At 68.7% G+C, this 18,389-nt stretch carries 6 protein-coding genes (1 of these 6 running past the window's edge); 3 read left to right on the top strand and 3 right to left on the bottom strand.

The genetic code is table 11. From position 1 onward, the window contains the following. Positions 1-108 precede the first annotated feature (108 nt). The 3 genes from AC07R1_RS00335 to AC07R1_RS00325 all read left to right on the top strand — a co-directional run bounded on the left by AC07R1_RS00335 (position 109) and on the right by AC07R1_RS00325 (position 3,180). Positions 109-1,575, top strand: coding sequence for a GDL motif peptide-associated radical SAM/SPASM maturase (locus AC07R1_RS00335; RefSeq protein WP_026020220.1), 1,467 nt, complete (start codon positions 109-111; stop codon positions 1,573-1,575). 175 nt (positions 1,576-1,750) lie between these two features. Then, positions 1,751-2,164, top strand: coding sequence for a VOC family protein (locus AC07R1_RS00330; RefSeq protein WP_495109943.1), 414 nt, complete (start codon positions 1,751-1,753; stop codon positions 2,162-2,164). 227 nt (positions 2,165-2,391) lie between these two features. Further along, a complete protein-coding gene (locus AC07R1_RS00325) occupies positions 2,392-3,180 on the top strand; it encodes a helix-turn-helix transcriptional regulator (RefSeq protein WP_346624430.1) in 789 nt (262 codons plus the stop codon). Positions 3,181-3,240: 60 nt separating this feature from the next. Here the strand turns inward: AC07R1_RS00325 and AC07R1_RS00320 are convergent, their stop codons facing one another. The 3 genes from AC07R1_RS00320 to ofaC form a co-directional block, all read right to left on the bottom strand. Beyond that, positions 3,241-5,199: a MacB family efflux pump subunit gene (locus tag AC07R1_RS00320; protein ID WP_011060450.1), complete on the bottom strand. Its 1,959-nt coding sequence runs from the start codon at positions 5,197-5,199 to the stop codon at positions 3,241-3,243. 2 nt (positions 5,200-5,201) lie between these two features. After that, positions 5,202-6,353 carry a macrolide transporter subunit MacA gene (macA, locus tag AC07R1_RS00315; protein WP_011060449.1) on the bottom strand — a complete coding sequence of 384 codons (1,152 nt, stop codon included), beginning with the start codon at positions 6,351-6,353 and terminating at the stop codon, positions 5,202-5,204. A gap of 150 nt (positions 6,354-6,503) precedes the next feature. Continuing rightward, positions 6,504-18,389 carry the 3' portion of an orfamide A non-ribosomal peptide synthetase OfaC gene (ofaC, locus tag AC07R1_RS00310; protein ID WP_495109942.1) on the bottom strand. The gene runs 2,820 nt beyond the window's last position, so 11,886 of the gene's 14,706 nt are visible here — the last part of the coding sequence; its start codon lies off the right edge, out of view; its stop codon occupies positions 6,504-6,506.

The raw sequence follows: 18,389 nt of genomic DNA, 5'->3' as shown, positions 1-18,389 counted from the left end.
CGCGGCCCCGGGGGCTGCCACAAAACGACCGCGCCATTGCGACACAAGGAAGGCGCGCCTATTTCGATGGGTTGGTGCCGCGCACCGCCGGGTGCGCAAGGAACTCTCATGTCAGACCGTCTCCCCGCCCGCTACCTCAGCGAAACCGACCTCAAGCGCTTTGTCCCGGTGCATGTGGTCTGGGAAATCACCCTCGCCTGCGACCTCAAGTGCCTGCATTGCGGCTCCCGCGCCGGGCATCGGCGCCCGGGCGAACTCAACACCCAGGAATGCCTGTCGGTAATCGATTCGATCGCCGCCCTGGGCACCCGGGAAGTCACCCTGATCGGTGGCGAAGCCTATCTGCGCAAGGACTGGACGCGGCTGATCCAGGCCATCCACGACCACGGCATGTACGTGGCGATCCAGACCGGCGGGCGCAACCTGACCCCGGCCAAGATGCAGGCCGCGGTGGATGCCGGGCTCAATGGCGTCGGCGTCTCCCTGGATGGCCTGGCGCCGCTGCATGACGCGGTGCGCAATGTCCCCGGCTCCTTCGACAAGGCCCTGGATACCCTGCGCCGGGCCAAGCAGGCCGGGCTCAAGGTCAGCGTCAACACGCAGATCGGCGCCGCCACCCTGCCCGACCTGCCGGCCCTGATGGAGCTGATCATCGATGCCGGCGCCAGCCACTGGCAGATCCAGCTGACCGTGGCCATGGGCAATGCGGTGGATCACCCCGAGCTGCTGCTGCAGCCCTACCAGTTGCTGGAGGTGATGCCGCTGCTGGCGCGCCTGTACCGCGAAGGCGCCGAGCGCGGGCTGCTGATGAATGTGGGCAACAACATCGGCTACTACGGCCCCTACGAGCACATGTGGCGCGGCTTCGGCGACGACCGCGTGCACTGGAGCGGCTGCGCCGCCGGGCAGACGGTCCTGGCCCTGGAGGCCGACGGCACGGTCAAGGGCTGCCCGTCCCTGGCCACCGTGGGTTTCTCCGGTGGCAACGTGCGCAGCATGAGCCTGCACGACATCTGGCACTACAGCGAAGGCATCCACTTCGGCCGCCTGCGCTCGGTGGACGACCTGTGGGGCTACTGCCGCACCTGTTACTACAACGATGTCTGCCGCGGCGGCTGCACCTGGACCTCGCACTCTCTGCTGGGCAAGCCGGGGAACAATCCCTACTGCCACTACCGGACCCTGGACCTGGCGAAAAAGGGCCTGCGCGAACGCATCGTCAAGCTCGAAGACGCCGGCCCGGCGTCGTTCTCGGTGGGCCGTTTCGACCTGATCACCGAACGCATCGACACCGGCGAGGCGGTATCGAGCGTCAACGACAGCGGCCAGGTGATCAAGCTGGCCTGGGTCAACCAGGGCCAGGCGTCGCCCGAGGAAGGCCGCATCCCGCCGCGCCTGGCCCTGTGTCGCAGTTGCCTGGAGTACATCCACGCCCATGAAAGCACCTGCCCGCACTGCAACGCCGATGTTGCCGCCGCCGAAGCCCGGCACCAGGAAGACCGGCTGCGCCAGCAGGCGCTGATCAACACCCTGCACCAGTTGCTCGGCACGCCCCAGGAGCAGCCGCGCCTGTAACCCCCGCCCGCACCGCCGCCGCGCCCCCAATGGCGCGGCGACGGTTATATCGCCACGGGCGAGCATGGAAAAACCATCTATAAAAAAACCTCCGCGCAGGGCCGATAGCGGCTTTGCTATGGAAGTTCGTCCACAGGCCCGCGTGCCTGCCCGTTACCTGCGACCGGAGCACAGCATGAAAATCAACCCCTACCTGGTGTTCAACGGCACCTGCAAGGCCGCCTTCACCTTCTATGCCCAATGCCTGAACGGCACCCTGGAAATGATGATGACCTTCGGTGAAAGCCCGGCCCGTGATCACATCTCTGCCGACTGTCACGAACGCATCATGCACACCCGCCTGAGCGTCGACGACCAGGTGCTGATGGGCTCGGACACCACCCCTGAGCTGCCCTACCTGGGCATCCACGGCTGTTCGATCTCGCTGAACATCGACAACGCCGCCGAAGCCGAACGGGTATTCGCCGCCCTGGCCGAACAGGGCAACGTGCAGATGCCCCTGGAAGCCACCTTCTGGGCCGAGCGCTTCGGCATGCTGGTGGACCGCTTTGGTGTGCCATGGATGGTCAATTGCGAGAAGCGCCAGTAACCCGGCCCACCTGCAAGCCCGGCCCCGGTGCTGTGCAACGCAGCACCGCACCGCTGCGCCCGCGGTGAAAGATTTTGCGCACTTCATCAAACAGCCACCGCCACCCTGTACTAGGATACGAGGCGACCCTTTGTCGCCCAGAGCAAACAGGAGGTAAATCAACCCTGACCCAAACTCGTTGCTATAAGGCAGCCCCCCTCCACACCTTCACATTCATGGATGAAATGATGAACTCACAAATACTGTTTCCACACATTGGTAAGGTCATCGCCAGCACCGGCAGCCGCAACTTTCCGCGCATGCTGCACGACCTGATACTCACCCAGCTGGCTGTGGACGCCACCCATATCACCCAACTGCGGGCCGACCCGGAACAGGCCGCCGGCAGAACCGGCAACACCCTGATGCAGACCCGCCACCCGCTGTACAGCGATGCCCATGCCAGCAATGACCCGCTGCTGCTCACCGGCTTTCCCGAACAATCCGGCGAACCGGCCCCGGGCCCGTCGCTGCAACGCCAGCGCGGCCACGCGGACCCGGCACAACTGCACCTGACCGGGCGCAAGGACTCCTACCACTACGTGCTCTCGGTGTACCGCAGCAGCCAGGACCAGAGCTTTTCCCCCCAGGAACGCCTGCTGCTGGAGGACATCTCGCCGTTGCTGCTGCCCATGGTGGAAAAACACATCAGCGCCCTGCAGCCCCGGGGCGATGCCGCCGAGCAGGACAGTGCCGCCATCGAGGGCCTGGCAAGCCTGCGCCTGCGCTTTGCCGCGCGCCTGGAACAGTCCGGGCTGCGCCTGTCCAACCGCGAGCTGGAGGTCTGTGTCGGGCTGCTGGCCGGGCGCACCGCGCCGCAGCTGGCCGAGCAGCTCAAGCTCAAGGTCAATACCGTCGAAAGCTACTTGAAGCGCGCCGCCATCAAGCTCGGCATCAGTGGCCGGCACTCGCTGCTGCGCTGGATGTACTCGCCCGAGGAACAAGCGCCGCACAGCAGCGAAACCCCGACGGCCTGATCCGGCCTTGGCCCTGTAACCCCCGCCGGCCCCAGCGCCGGCGGTTCGGTATACGGCCTGTCAATCCCGGGCCAGGGCCTCGATGGGATCCAGGCGCGCGGCGTTGCGCGCTGGAACGAAGCCGAAGACGATGCCGATCAGGGTCGAACAGGCGAACGCGGTAATGATCGACCCCATGGAAAACACCATCTCCCACTCCTTGATGAACAGGGTGAACAGGTAGCCGATGGCGAACGACAGGCTGATGCCGATGGCCCCGCCGATCAGGCAGACCATCACCGCCTCCACCAGGAACTGCTGGCGGATATCCGACTGCCGGGCCCCCACCGCCATGCGGATGCCGATCTCCCGGGTCCGCTCGGTGACCGACACCAGCATGATGTTCATCACCCCGATTCCCCCCACCACCAGGGAAATCACCGCGATCAGCGACAGCAGCAGGGCCAGGGAGCGGCTGGTGCGCTGCACCGTCTGCATGATGCTGTCGAGGTTGTTGGTGAAGAAATCCTTGGTGCCGTGGCGCTGCTCCATCAGCTTCTTCACATGCTCCTCCACCACTTTGCTCGGCTGGCCGTCCTTGATCCGCACGCTGATGCTGTCCAGGTGGCGCTGGCCGAGCACCCGCCCGGCGGCGGTCTCGTAGGGCAGCCAGACGTTCAGCAGGTTGCTGGCGGCGAACATGTTCTTGTTCTCCCGGGTCACGCCGATCACCGTGCACGGCAGGTTGCCCACCAGGATCACCTGCCCCAGCGGGTCGACATCCGGCCCGAACAGGCGGTTGCGGGTGTTGTGGTCGATCACCACCACCTGGGCCTGGCGCCGCGCGTCGTTCTCGCTGAAGGAAATGCCGCTGGCCAGCTTGATGTCGCGAACCTGGAAATACAGGTGGCTGACGCCGTTGACCGTGGCGTTGAGGTCGATGTTGCCGTAGCGCAGCAACAGGCTGCGGCCGACCATGGGCGTGGCACTGTCGACGTAGTACAGCTGGTTCAGGGCCGTCACGTCGGCGGGCATCAGGGTCTGGATCGCCGCCGCCCGGCTGTCGCCGAAACTGGCCCCGGGGAAGATGTCGATGGTGTTGCTGCCAATGGCCTGGATGTCCTTGAGCACGTAGCGCTTGGCGCCCTCGCCGATGGCCACGATGGACACCACCGAGGTGATGCCGATGACGATCCCGAGCATGGTCAGCAGGGTGCGCATACGGTGCGAGACCAGCGCCACCCAGGCCATCACGAAGGCCTCCTTGAACAGCCCCAGGCTGGCCACCAGGCGCCGCGCACCGGCGGGCCGCACGCTGACCGGTGGCTCGCTCGGCGCCTCGTCCGCCGGGCGCGGGTTGGCCCGGTCGCTGACGATCTCGCCGTCGCGCACTTCGATGATGCGCTGGGCGTTGGCCGCCACCTTGGGGTCGTGGGTGACGATGATCACCGTGTGCCCCAGGCCGTGCAGTTCCTGGAGGATGTTCATCACCTCCTTGCCGCTGGCGGTGTCCAGGGCACCGGTGGGTTCGTCGGCGAGTATCACTTCGCCGCCGTTCATCAGCGCCCGGGCGATGCTCACTCGCTGCTGCTGGCCGCCGGAGAGCTGGCTGGGCCGGTGGCCCAGGTGCCCGGACAAACCCAGGCGCGCCAGCAGTTCCCGGGCCCGGCCATGGCGCCTGACTTGCGGGGTACCGGCGTAGATCGCCGGCATCTCGACGTTGTGCATGGCGCTCAGGTGCGGCAGCAAGTGGTAGCGCTGGAAGATGAAGCCGAAGTAGTCGCGGCGCAGTTCCGCCAGGGCCTGGTCGTCGAGGTCGCGGGTTTCCCGGCCGTTGACCTTGTAGCTGCCGGCGGTGGCGTAGTCCAGGCAGCCGAGGATGTTCATCAGGGTCGACTTGCCCGACCCCGAGGCCCCGGTGATCGCCACCATTTCCCCGGCCTGGATGCTCAGGTCGATGTGCTTGAGGGCCAGGAACTCCCGATCCCCGGCGGTGAAGCTGCGGCTGATGCCGGTGAGGTGCAGCAGGGGCTCGCTCATGCTCAGGCCCCTGCCGTGCCGGGCAGCGGATCACCAATCACCACCCGGTCACCCTCCGCCAGGCCGTCCTTGATCTGCACCTTGACGTTGTTGTTGATCCCGGTGCTGACGTTGCGCGCCTGGGCATGGCCCTTGGCGTCCAGCACCCGCACCGCGAAGCTGCCGTCGGCATTGCGCGGGCCCAGGGCCGCCACCGGTACCATCAGCACGTCCTTGGCGGTATCCAGCACGATGCGCACCTGGGCAGTCATGGAAATGCGCAGCCTATGGTCCGGGTTGGGCACGTCGAACAGCGCGTTGTAGAACACCGCGGTGTTCTGCTTGGGGGTGCCGGCGGTCTGGGTTTCGAGAAAGTTCTGCGGCGCCGGCTCAGTGCCCCGCAGCTTGGCGTAGTAGCGTTTTTCCGCCTCGCCGAGGATGGTGAAGTACACCTGTTGGCCGGGGGCGATATGGATCACATCGGCCTCCGAGACCTGGGCCTTGACGGTCATGGTGTCCAGGTCCGCCAGTTTGAGCAGCACCGGCGCCAGCTGGTTGGCGATCACCGTCTGGCCTTCCTGGGTCACCACCCCCACCACATCGCCATCGATCGGCGCGACGATGCGGGTGTAGGCCAGGTTGACCTTGGCGGTGTCGATCTGGATGTGCGCGCTCTTGATCTGCGCGTCCAGGGACAGCAGGTTGGCCCGCTGCACCTCGTAGTTGGATTCGGCGGTCTCGTAATCCTGCTGGGAAATCGAGGCGTCGGACTGCAAGTCACGGTAGCGCTCGTAGATGGCCTTGGTTTCCTTGAGCTGGGCCGCGGTGGCGCGGCGCTTGGCCTGCAGGTTCTCCTCGTCCACCTGGGCCTGGCGCAGGGTGTTCTGCAGCACCAGCGGGTCGATTTCCGCCAGCCACTGGCCCTTTTTCACCTTGTCCCCGACCTTGACCTTGAGCGACTTCAACTGCCCGGAGACCTGGGCCCCGACATCCACCTGCTTGATGCCTTCGAGCAGGCCCGAGGCCAGGACCGCGTTCTCGATATCCCCCCGTTCGACCTTGGCGGTCAGGTACTGCGGCGGCTCCGCCGGCGCCTGCACCGTATAGAAAATCAACCCGGCCACAACCACCAGCAACAGCCCCATACCGATTTTGCGAAACTTCGACTTTTCCATAGATGACCACAAGTCCGTTGAGGGCGGGCTGCACCGGCCAGCGGCGAGCCCCCTTACAGAACACCGTGCTGCCGTAGTGAGCGGTGTTCCAGATGAATGAAACCGGGTGTCCAGGCGCCGGCAGGGCCAGCGCCTGTGTTGCCCCGCGCCCTATGACATGACCTCCCCCTGGGGCAGCGCCAGGCCGTCATGCCACCAGGCCGCCAGGTGGTAGACGTTGGGCGCCTTGAGCAGGCTGAAGTGGTTGCCCGGGCCGTACCACACCTGCAGGTGCGCAGCCTGCCGGCGCCAGCCCTGGACCATCCCCTGCTGCTCCCGGCGGTTGCCGGCGGCGTCCAGGCTCGGGTCATCCGCCAGCACCAGGCGCACCTTGCCCTGGTACGGGCGCCGAGGCTGGTAGCGGGTGCGCAGGGCGCTGGCGAAGGTTCGCGCCGGGCCGTGCATGGCCCGCGGGTCGGCGCGCGGGGACAACAGCCCGACCCGTACCATGCCGGCATGCAGCAGGTGCATCTGCATGCCGTCGTCCTCGGCGGCGAAGCGCTCGGGGTCGATGCCCATGTCCTGGCCCGCAGCCAGTTGCATGGATTCGATCAAGCGCCACAGCGCCGCGGTGGTGGTATAGGGCCGCCCTAGCGCGCCATTGCCTCCGGGAGCCTCACTGTCGATCAGGGTCAGCGACACCACTTCGCGACCGGCGGCCTGCAGGGCCCCGGCCATCTCGAATGCCACCCAGCCGCCGAAGGAATGGCCGATCAGGTGCAGCGGCCCGTCGGGGTACTCGGCGGTGATGGCCTCCAGGTAATGCCGGGCCGCCACTTCGACCTGGCCATGGGGCACCCCGCAGCCGTCCAGGCCCCGGGCCTGCAGGCCGAGGATCGGCCATTCGGCCCCCAGGGCCTCGCTCAGGCCGATAAAGCCGGTGATGCTGTCACCGGCCCCGGGCACGCAGAAGATCGGCGTGTGCCCGGGGCGCCCGCTCTGGATCCGCAGCAAGGGCTGGTGCGGCACAGCGCTCACCGCGCCCTTGGCCCTGGCCACCGCCAGGGCCTGGCCCAGGGCGTGACCCAGGGCCTGGATATGCGGCGCCTTCATCATGCTCAGGTGGTCCCCGGGTACGCTGATGCAGTGCAGTTCGCCCGCCGGCAGGATCTCGCCCCAGCCCAGGGTCGGGCTGCGCCGGGACAGCTCGGTGGGCCGTTCGGCGGCGCAGAACAGATGCACCGGCATGCCCAGGGGATGGACCCGGTAATGGGCCAGGGCATGGCCGTGGGCGACCTCGCGGTCCAGGTAATGGCCGAGCGCTTGCGGCGGCGCCGTGGCCAGTTGCTCGAACAGCAGCCCCTGGTCGCGGCAGCGTTGCAGCAGGTCGGCAAAGTCCAGTGGTTCCAGCAGCGCCTCCAGTTGTTCCAGGTGCGCCAGGGACTGCACCCCGGCCGCGCCCTGGGCGCTCCAGTAGGCGCGGCACTGCAATAGCAGGTGGCGCTTGTGCGCGTGCTCGCCAGACCAGCGAGCCTTGCCCTGGTCGGTCAGGCGCGGCACGTAGCTGTCGATCAGGCCGAGGAACTCCACCTCCTGGTCCAGGCCCAGCAACTGCTGGGCGATCTCATAGGCCAGGACCCCACCGAAGGACCAGCCGGCCAGGCGATACGGCCCCTGCGGCTGGGCCTTGCGCATCACGTCAAGCAAGCGTGTGGCCAGGCATTCCAGGGTGCGCAACTGCGGCTCGCCGACCGCCACGCCGGGCAGGCCGTAGATCGGGAAATCGCCTTCCAGGTGCTGGCCCAGGGCCGGGAAATACACGTCCAGCCCGGTGAACTCATGGACCAGGAACAGCGCCGGGCCACTGCCGCCGGTGCGCACCGGGATCAGCTCGGTGGAGCGCGGCGCGGCCGTGCGCTCGCTCAACAGGCGCGCCATGGCCGCCACCGTGGCGTGCTGGAACAGCTCCGCCAGGGTCACGTCGAACGCCGCCTGTTGCAGGCGGTTGAGCAACTGGATGGCCGAGAGCGAATGCCCGCCCTGTTCGAAGAAGTGGTCGTGGCGCCCTACTTGCTCGAGCTTCAGCACCGCCGCCCAATGCCCGGCCAGGGCCTGCTCCAGCGCGCCCTGGGGCGCGGCATAGGCCTGGGCGAGCTGGGCCGCGCTGCCGGGCGCCGGCAGCGCACGGCGGTCCAGCTTGCCGTTGCGGGTCAGCGGCAAGGCCTGCAAGTGCACATAGGCCAGGGGCACCATGTAGTCCGGCAACTGCTGTTGCAGGTGGCTGCGCAGTTGCTCGGCATCCGGCGCCGGGGTGTGCTCGTGCAGGGTGTAGTAGGCCACCAGGCGCTTGTCCCCGGGGCTGTCTTCACGCACCACGACCACGCCGTCCCGCAGGCCGGGGAAGCGGGCCAACTGCGCCTGGATTTCCCCGGGTTCGATGCGCAGGCCGCGGATCTTCACCTGCTCGTCATTGCGCCCGATGCATTCCAGAAGACCATTTTCCAGCCAGCGGCCCAGGTCGCCGGTGCGGTACATCAGGGCCAGCGCAGCGGTGCCGTGGGTTTGCTGGTGAAACGGGTCGATGAGGAACTTCTGCGCCGACAGGTCCGGACGGTTGAGGTAGCCCAGGGCCACGCCATCACCCCCGATGTACAGCTCCCCCACCACCCCCACCGGCAGCGGCTGGCCCAGGGCATCGAGCACGTACACCCGGGTGTTGGACAGCGGCCGGCCAATGGGCACGCTGTCGGCATCCGCCGCCAGCTCACCGGGCTCATGGGTCACGGCAAAGGTGGTGGTCTCGGTGGGCCCGTAGCCGTTGACCAGGCGCAAGTGCGGCAGCTCGGCCTGGATCCGCCGGAAGGCCGTGGCATCCGCCCGTTCGCCGCCACAGAGCAGCATGCGCAGCCCCTTGAAGGCCTGGGGAACCAGTTGCACGTACTGGTTGAACAGGCTGGTGGTGAGGAACAGCAGGCTGACCCCGGTGCGTTCCAGCAGCGAGCCGAAGGCGTGCGGGTCCAGCAATGTCGCGTGGTCCACCACCACGACCCGGCCACCGTTGAGCAGCGGCCCCCAGACCTCCAGGGTGCTGGCGTCGAAGGCCGGGTTGGAGGCGAAGGCCACCCGGTCCTCGGGGTTGAAATCGGCATAGCCGTTGTTGATCACCAGCCGGGTGATGGCCCGGTGCGGCACCCGCACGCCCTTGGGCGCTCCAGTGGAACCGGAGGTGTACATGACGTAGGCCACCGCCTCGGACGACAGCGCCAGGTTCGGGTTGTGCCCGGCCAGCCGGTCGAAGCGCAGACGGTCCAGGTCGACCCGTTGCACCGCAGCTTCCAGCACCCGCTCGCTGTGGCTGAGCAGCACCGGCGCCCCGCTGTCGGCCAGCATGAACCCCAGGCGCTCGGCCGGGGCATTGACGTCCAGCGGTACATAGGCGGCGCCGCACTTGCTCACCGCCAGTTGGCTCACCAGCAGGTCCAGGGAGCGCGGCAGCAGCAGCGCCACATGATCCCCGGGCTGCACCCCCAGTTGCAGCAGATGCTGGGCCAGTTGGTTGGCCCGGGTGTTGAGCTGGATATAGCTGAGCTGTTCGGCGCCCTGCACCGCTGCCACCTGCTGCGGCCGGGCCAGCACCTGCTCCTCGAAACACTGGTGCAGGACCTGCTCGCGCGGGTAGTCGCGCACCGTGTCGTTGAAGCCCTCCAGTACCTGCCGGCGCTCGGCCTGCGGCAGCACCGGCACCTGGCCGATGGCCTGTTCCGGTTGCTGCTCCAGGGCCAGCAGCAGCTGTTCCAGGGTGCCGTGCAGGTAGTCGCAAATGCGCCGGGCATCGATCCCGGCGGCCACGGCGGTGAGCATGAAGCCGTCCCCCAGGTCGTCGATGCTCAGGGTCAGCGGGTAGTTGCTGCGCTCCTGGGCATTGAGCAACTGCATGCCCTCCCAGGCACTGCCGGCCTGCCCCGCCTGGTTTGCCGCCGGGGCACTGTGACGGTAGTTGAGCAGGCTGCTGAACAACGGTGTACCCGGCTCCACCCCACTGCAACGCTGGACCAGGGCCAGCGGCGCCTGTTCGTGGCCAAGCAGCTGCGCCAGCCGCTCATGGGTGGCCAGCAGGGCCTCGCGCACCGGCAACTCGCCCAGATCGACCCGCAGCGGCAAGGTGTTGATGAACACTCCCAGGGCCCGTTCGGCGCCCTCGCCGCCCTGCATCCGCCCCAGCAGCACGGTGCCGAACACCACCTGCTGCTGCCCCGCCAGGCTGCCCAGCACCCGGCCCCAGGCCAGGTGCATCAGGCTTGCGGCACTGACCCCCAGTTGCCGCGCCTGCAAGCGCAGGCGCCGGCTCAGCAGGCGGTCCAGGGGCTGGCGCGCTTCGCTGAGTTCGGCGCTGCCTCCCGGTACTTCCTGCAGGCCCAGCGGCAGGGTCGGCTGGTCGATATCGCCGAGCATCTGGCGGAAGAACGCCTCATGCTCGGCCTCGCCGATGCCCAGGCGCGCCTGGGCCACGTAGTTGCGGTACGGCACCGCTTCCCCCAGGCGCTGCTGCTGGCCCAGGAGGAAGGCTTGCAGTTCGTGCTGCAGCACCTCCAGGGCCACGTGGTCCATCACCAGGTGATGGAACAGCAGCAGGGCCACCACTCGCTGGTTCACCGGGTCGGCGGCCTGCACCAGGCGCAGCAGCGGCGCCTGGGCGATGTCCAGGCGGTAGCGACGGCTGTCGAAGCGCGCCTGCAACTGGCCCAGCACCTCGCCGTCGCCAGGCTCCAGGGCGATCTCTTCGCAGCACAGCGGCGCCTGGCGCCAGACCACTTGCAGCGGCTGCTCCAGGCCTTCCCAGAGCACCGCGCTGCGCAGGATGTCATTGCGTTCGATCACCCCCTGCAAGGCCTGGGCGAAGGCCTGCAAGCGCTCGGTGCTGGCAAAGGCGAACTGCGCCTGCAACACGTAGGGGTCACCCGCTCCAGCCGCCAGATGGTGGAACAGGATGCCGGCCTGCAACGGCGCCAGCGGGTAGATGTCCTGCACATTGGCGGTACCGCCGGGCACCGTGGCCACCACCCGGTCGATGGCGGCCTGATCCAGTGCCAGCAGCGGCAGCAGGTCCGGGGTGATGCGCGGGCAGTCGCGGTAGATCAGGTTGGCCGGTACCTGCACCTCGCGACCGCGGCCCACGGCAGCGGCCAGGGCCGCCAGGGTCGGCTGGCCGAACAGCACCCGCACATCCGCCGAGAGCCCGGCCCGGCGCATGCGGCCGATCAGGCTCACCGCCAGCAGCGAATGGCCGCCCAGTTCGAAGAAGTGGTCGTGGCGCCCCACCCGCTCGACCTTGAGCAGTTCGGCCCAGAGTTGCGCCAGGAGGATCTCGGTGTCGCCCACCGGGGCCTCGTACTCGCGCACCTGGGCCGCCTCCAGCCCCGGGGCCGGCAGGGCCTTGCGTTCCAGCTTGCCATTGGGGCTCAGGGGCAGCGCCGCCAGGTGCACGAACAGCGCCGGCACCATGAACTCCGGCAGGTGTTCCAGCAGCGCCCGGCGCAGTTGTTCCACCGCCAAGGCCGGCTGCCCGGCAACGGTGGTGTAGTAGGCCACCAGGCGCTGGTCGCCCGGCACATCTTCCCGGGCCAGCACCACCGCTTCCTTGACCCCTTCGAGCTGGGTCAGGCGCGCCTGGATTTCCCCCAGCTCGATGCGCAGGCCACGGATCTTCACCTGGTCGTCGTTGCGCCCCAGGTACTCGATAGTGCCGTCGGCCAGGTAGCGGGCCAGGTCGCCGGTGCGGTACAGGCGCGCGCCCGGTTCCTGGCTGAACGGGTCCTTGAGGAAGCGTTCGGCGCTCAGTTGTTCGCGGTTCAGGTAACCCCGGGCCACCTGCACCCCGCCGATGTACAGCTCGCCCACCACCCCCAGGGGCACCGGTTGCATCTGCCCGTCCAGCAGGTAGATGCAGGTATTGGCGATGGGCTTGCCGATGGGGGTGTTGTCCGGGGTCTGTGCCAGCGGGCCGGCGCAATCCCAGGCGGTGACGTCCACCGCCGCTTCCGTGGGGCCGTAGAGGTTGTGCAGCGCCACCTGCGGCAACTGCTGCTTGAAGCGCCGCACCAGGCTGCCCGGCAGCGCCTCGCCGCTGCACATCACCTGGCGCAGGCCGGCGCATTCGCGGGTGTCGCCATAGGCCAGGAATACATCGAGCATCGAGGGCACGAAGTGCAAGGTGCTGATGCGTTCATCACGGATCACCTGGCGCAGGTAGGCCGGGTCCTTGTGCCCATCGGGGCGCGCCATCACCAGCCGTGCGCCGGTGAACAACGGCCAGAAGAACTCCCAGACCGAGACGTCGAAACTGAACGGGGTCTTCTGCAATACCGCGTCCTCGGCAGTGAGACGGTACTGCTCCTGCATCCACAGCAGGCGGTTGACCACGGCCCGGTGCTCGTTCATCGCGCCCTTGGGCCGGCCGGTGGAACCGGAGGTGTAGATCACATAGGCCAGGTGGCTCGGGGTCAGGCCGTTGAGCCGCGGGTTGACCCGGGGCTGGCGGTGCCATTGCGGCTGGTCGAGATCCACCAGGGGCAGCGCCAGGTTGCCCAGCAGCGGCCGGGTCGCGCTATCGGCCAGCAGCGCCTGGGGCGCGCTGTCGTCGAGCATGTAGGCAATGCGTTCGGCGGGGTAGCCCGGGTCGATGGGCACGTAGGCGCCGCCGGCCTTGAGGATGCCCAGCAGGCCCACCACCATGGGCAGCCCGCGCTCGACGCAGATCGCCACCCGGCTGTCGGGGCCGACGCCCAGGTGCAGCAGGTGCCCGGCCAGCTGGTTGGCCTGCTGGTTGAGCTCGCGGTAGCTCAACTGCTGCTCGCCGGCCTGCACGGCGATGGCCTCGGGGCTGCGCAGCACCTGGGTCTCGAACAGCCCGTGCAGGGTCTGTTCCAGGGGGTAGTCGCGGGCGGTGGCATTGAAGCCGTGCAGCAGCTGTTCGCGCTCGGCGGCATCCAGCAGCGGCACCTGTGCCAGCAGCATCTGTTCATCGGCCACCATGGCCTGCAGCACCCGCTGCAGGTAGCCGGCATACCGCAGCATGGTGGTTTCATCGAACAGCGCCGTGGCGTATTCCAGGCTGCCTTCGATGCGGTCCTGCACCTCCCCCAGGCTCAGGGACAGGTCGAACTTGGCGAAGTGGCTGGCCTCGTGAATGCCCTCCAGTTGCAGGTCCCCCAGCTCCAGCTGCGGGCCGTCGCCGTTCTGCCAGGTGAACAGGGTCTGGAACAGCGGGCTGTGGGACAGGCTGCGCAACGGCCGCAGGATCTCCACCACCTGCTCGAACGGCAGGTGCTGGTGAGCCTGGGCCTCCAGGGTGCGGGCGCGGACCTGGGCCAGCAGCGCCTGGACCCGGGGCGCCGCCTCCAGGTCCAGGCGCAGGGCCAGGGTGTTGACGAACAGCCCGATCAACCCTTCCACCTCGGCGCGCATGCGGTTGGCCACCGGGGTGCCGATCACCACCTCGGACTGCCCCGAGAGCCGCCCCAGCAGCAGCGCCCAGGCGCCCATCAGGGTCATGTACAAGGTGGTGCCATGGCGCTGGCTCAGGGCCCGCAGGCCGGCGGTCAATTGCGCATCCAGGCGCACCTCGACGCTGCTGCCGGCGTAGTCCTGCTGGGCCGGCCGTGGCCGGTCGGTGGGCAGCATGAGCAACGGCGGCGCCCCCTCCAGGGCCTGGCGCCAGCACTGCGCCTGCTGCTCCAGCACCGCGCCACTGAGCCAGTGCCGCTGCCAGTGGGCAAAGTCGCTGTACTGCACCGCCAGCGGCGCCAGGGGGTCGGGCAGGCCACGACTGAAGGCCTGGTACAGCGCCACCAGTTCCCGGGTCAGCACGCCCATGGACCAGCCATCGCTGACGATATGGTGCAGGGTCAGCAACAGCACATGGTGGTCGTCCGCCAGGCTGACCAGGCGCCCGCGGATCAGCGGCCCGCGTTGCAGGTCGAACGGCGCCGAGGCCTCGCCCTGCACCAGGGCCTGCAAGGCGTCGCTGGCCTGGGGGTGGCCCCGCAGGTTTTCCAGCAGCAGCTCCAGCCCGGATTCGGCCGGGGCGATCAGCACCTGGGCTTCGTCACCGTACTGGGCAAAGCGGCTGCGCAGGGTTTCATGGCGCGCGACGATGCGCTCCAGGGCCTGCTGCAGGGCCGCGCCGTCCAGTGGCCCGCGCAGGCGCAGGCCGATGGGAATGTTGTAGGCGGTGTTGGCCCCTTCCATCTGCGCCAGGAACCACAGGCGCTGCTGGGCGAAGGACAGCGCCAGCGGCTGGTTGCGCGGCGCCGGCAGCAGGTCCGGCAGGCTGCTGCACTCGGCCCGGGCCAGGGCCGCGGCCACGGCGCACAGTTCGGCATTGGCGAACAGCTCGCCCAGGGCCAGCTCCACCCCCAGGCGCTGCCGCACCTGGGACAGCATGCGCATGGCCAGCAGCGAATGGCCGCCCAGTTCGAAGAAGTGATCGTGGCGCCCTACCCGCTCGACCTGCAGCAGCTCGCTCCAGATCTGCGCCAGGGCGATCTCGCTGTCGCCCTCGGGGGCCACATAGTCCCGGCTCAGCAGCGCCTCCAGCGGCGGTTGCGGCAACGCCCGGCGGTCGAGCTTGCCGTTGGCGGTCAGGGGCAAGGCAGCGAGGTGCACATAGGCCGCCGGCACCATGTACTCCGGCAGTTGCTCCAGCAGGCGCCTGCGCAGCTCGGCCGGGCTCGGCTCGGCGCCGGGGATTGCACTGAAATAGGCCACCAGCCGGGTCTGCCCCGGCTGGTCTTCCCGGGCCAGCAGCACCGCCTCGCGGATGCCCGGAAGGCGGTTGAGGCAGGTCTCGATCTCCCCCAGCTCGATGCGCACGCCACGCACCTTCACCTGGTCGTCGTTGCGCCCCAGGTAGTCGATGCGCCCGTCCGCCCGCCAGCGCGCCAGGTCGCCGCTGCGGTACATGCGTGCGCCCGGCACGGTGCTGAAGGGGTCTTCAAGGAAGCGTTCGGCCGTCAGCTCCGGGCGGTTGAGGTAACCCCGGGCCACCCCGGCGCCGCCCACATACAGCTCACCGGCGACGCCGATGGGCACCGGCCGCTGCTGCGGGTCCAGCAGGTAGATCCGTGCATTGGCGATGGGCCGGCCGATGTCCAGGGGCCCGCCGGCCAGCAGCCGCCCGGAGCTGGCCACCACCGTGGTTTCGGTGGGGCCGTAGTTGTTGACCACGGCAAAGCTCGGCTCCTGGCTGAACTGGCGCAGGCGGTCGCCGCCGATCAGCAGGGTGCGCAAGGTCGGGTGGCCCAGGCCCTGGCTGAAGGCGTATTCGGCCACCGGGGTCGGCAGAAAGCTCAGGTCCAGGGGCTGGGCCTGCCACCAGTGCAGCAGTTGGTCGAGGTCCTGGTGGCCGATACCGGCCGGCGGCAGGTGCAGGGTGGCGCCGCCGCAGAGCGTCGGCCAGAGTTCCCAGGCCATGGCGTCGAAGCCGAAACCGGCGACGCTGGAGGCATGTCGCCCCGGCCCCAGGTCGAAGGCCTGGCAATGCCAGTCCAGCAGGTTTTCCAGGCTGGCATGCTCCACCATCACGCCCTTGGGCAGGCCGGTGGAACCGGAGGTGTAGATCACATAGGCCAGGTGCGCGCAGCTCATGCCCGGCACCTGCAGGTTGCCCTCGGGGCGGGCCTGCCACTCGGGCTGGTCGAGGTCCACCCGGGCCATGGCCGGTTGGCCCACCAGGGCCCGGGTGCTGCCCTGCACCAGCAGCGCCAGCGGCGCGCTGTCCTGCAGCAGGTAGGCGATGCGTTCCGCGGGGTGACCCGGGTCGATGGGCACATAGGCGCCACCGGCCTTGAGAATCCCCAGCAGGCCGATCACCATCCCCGGCCCGCGCTCGACGCAGATCGCCACCCGCTGATCCGGGCCCACCCCCAGCTCCCGCAAGTGCCAGGCCAGTTGGTTGGCCCGGGTATTCAACTGGCCATAGCTCAGGCGCTGCGCGCCCATCTGCAGGGCCGTGGCCTCGGGCTGCCGAGCGGCAAAGGCCTCGAAGCGCTGGGCCAGGGTCCGGCCCCGTGGGTAGTCCACGGCGCTGGCGTTGAAATCCTCCAGCAGTTGCCGGCGCTCGGTCTCATCCAGCCACTGCACCTGGGCCAGGCATTGCTGATCGTCGGCCACCATGGCCCGCAGCACCTGCACCAGGTAGGCGGCATAGCGCTGCACCGTGGCCTCATCGAACAGCGCGGTGGCGTAGTCCAGGGTTCCGCGGATCTGCCCCTGGCTTTCTCCCAGGCTCAGGGTCAGGTCGAACTTGGCCACCGCGCTGGCCCCGGCCACACCTTCGAGTTTCAGGTCCCCCAGTTGCAGGTCCTGGGCGAAGTTGTCGACCCAGGTCAGCACCACCTGGAACAGCGGGCTGTGGGACAGGCTGCGCTGGGGCCGGACGATTTCCACCACCTGCTCGAACGGCAGGTCCTGGTGCGCCTGGGCCTCCAGGCTGCGGGCGCGGACCTGGGCCAGCAGCCCGCTCACGCTCTGCCCCGGGTCCAGGTCCAGGCGCAGGGCCAGGGTGTTGACGAAGAGCCCGATCAGCCCTTCCACCTCGGCGCGCATGCGGTTGGCCACCGGGCTGCCGATCAGCAGATCGTCCTGCCCCGAAAGGCGGCTCAGCAGCAGCCCCCAGCCGGCCAGCAGGGTCATGTAGAGGGTGCAGCCATGGCGCTGGCTCAGGGCCTTGAGCTGGTCGCTCAGGGCCCGGTCCAGCAGCAGCTCGATGCTGCCACCGCTGAAATCCTGCTGCTGCGGCCGCGGCCGGTCGGTGGGCAGCATCAGCAGGCTGGGCGCGCCGGCCAGGGCCTGGCGCCAGTAGTCGCTCTGCTGCTGCAGCACCTCACCGCTGAGCCAGCGCCGTTGCCACAGGGCAAAGTCGCTGTACTGCACCGCCAGCGGCGCCAAGGGATCGGGCCGGCCCTGGCTGAAGGCCTGGTACAGGGCCACCAGCTCCCGGGTCAGCACGCCCATGGACCAACCATCGGCAACGATGTGGTGCAGGGTCAGGAGCAGCACATGGTGATCGTCCGCCAGGGCCAGCAGGCGCGCGCGGATCACCGGCCCCTGCTCCAGGTCGAAGGCCTGGGCGGCTTCGGCACGCACCCGCCCGGCCAGGGTCAGCGGCGCCTGGCGCAGGTCTTCCTCGTGCAGTTCCAGAGCGCTGTCCAGGGGCCCGATCAGCACCTGGGGCTGATCCTCGACGCGCACGAAACGGCTGCGCAAGGTGGCGTGGCGGCTGACGATGGCCTGCAGCGCCTGGCGCAGCGCCGAGCGATCGAGCTGCCCGCGCAGGCCCAGGCCGATGGGAATGTTGTAGGCGCTGGCGGCACCGTCCATCTGCGCCAGGAACCACAGGCGCTGCTGGGCGAAGGACAGCGGCAGGTCGTGATCCTGCACCGCCGGGAAGATCTCCGGCAGATGGCTGCGCCCGGCACGCTCCAGCACCGCGGCCACCGCGCTCAGCTCGGCATTGGCGAACAGCTCGCCCAGGGCCAGTTCCACCCCCAGGCGCTGGCGTACCTGGGACACCATGCGCATGGCCAGCAGCGAATGGCCGCCCAGCTCGAAAAAGTGATCCTGGCGCCCGACCCGCGGCAGGTGCAGCACCTCCTGCCAGATCGCGGCCAGGGTGGTTTCGGTGGCGCCTTGCGGGGCCTGGTATTCACGGCCAAACAGCGCCGCCTGATCCGGCGCCGGCAGGGCCTTGCGGTCGAGCTTGCCGTTGGCGGTCAGGGGCAAGGCGTCGAGCCGTACATAAGCCACCGGCACCATGTAGTCAGGCAACTGCGCCAGCAGGTGGGCGCGCAACTGCGCCACGTCCAGGGCGACGTCCTGCTGCTGGGTGAAATAGGCCACCAGCCGCGGGTTGCCCGGCTGATCCTCGCGGGCCAGCAGCACCGCCTCCTGGATACCGGGGAACTGGCAGAGGCGGGTCTCGATCTCCCCCAGCTCGATACGCACGCCGCGGATCTTCACCTGATCGTCGTTGCGCCCCAGGTAGTCGATGCGCCCGTC

This window comes from Pseudomonas sp. GW821-FHT07F01, from assembly GCF_059418825.1.
Note: the sequence above shows the minus strand (reverse complement) of the source record. Positions and strands in the feature narration are given on the sequence as shown.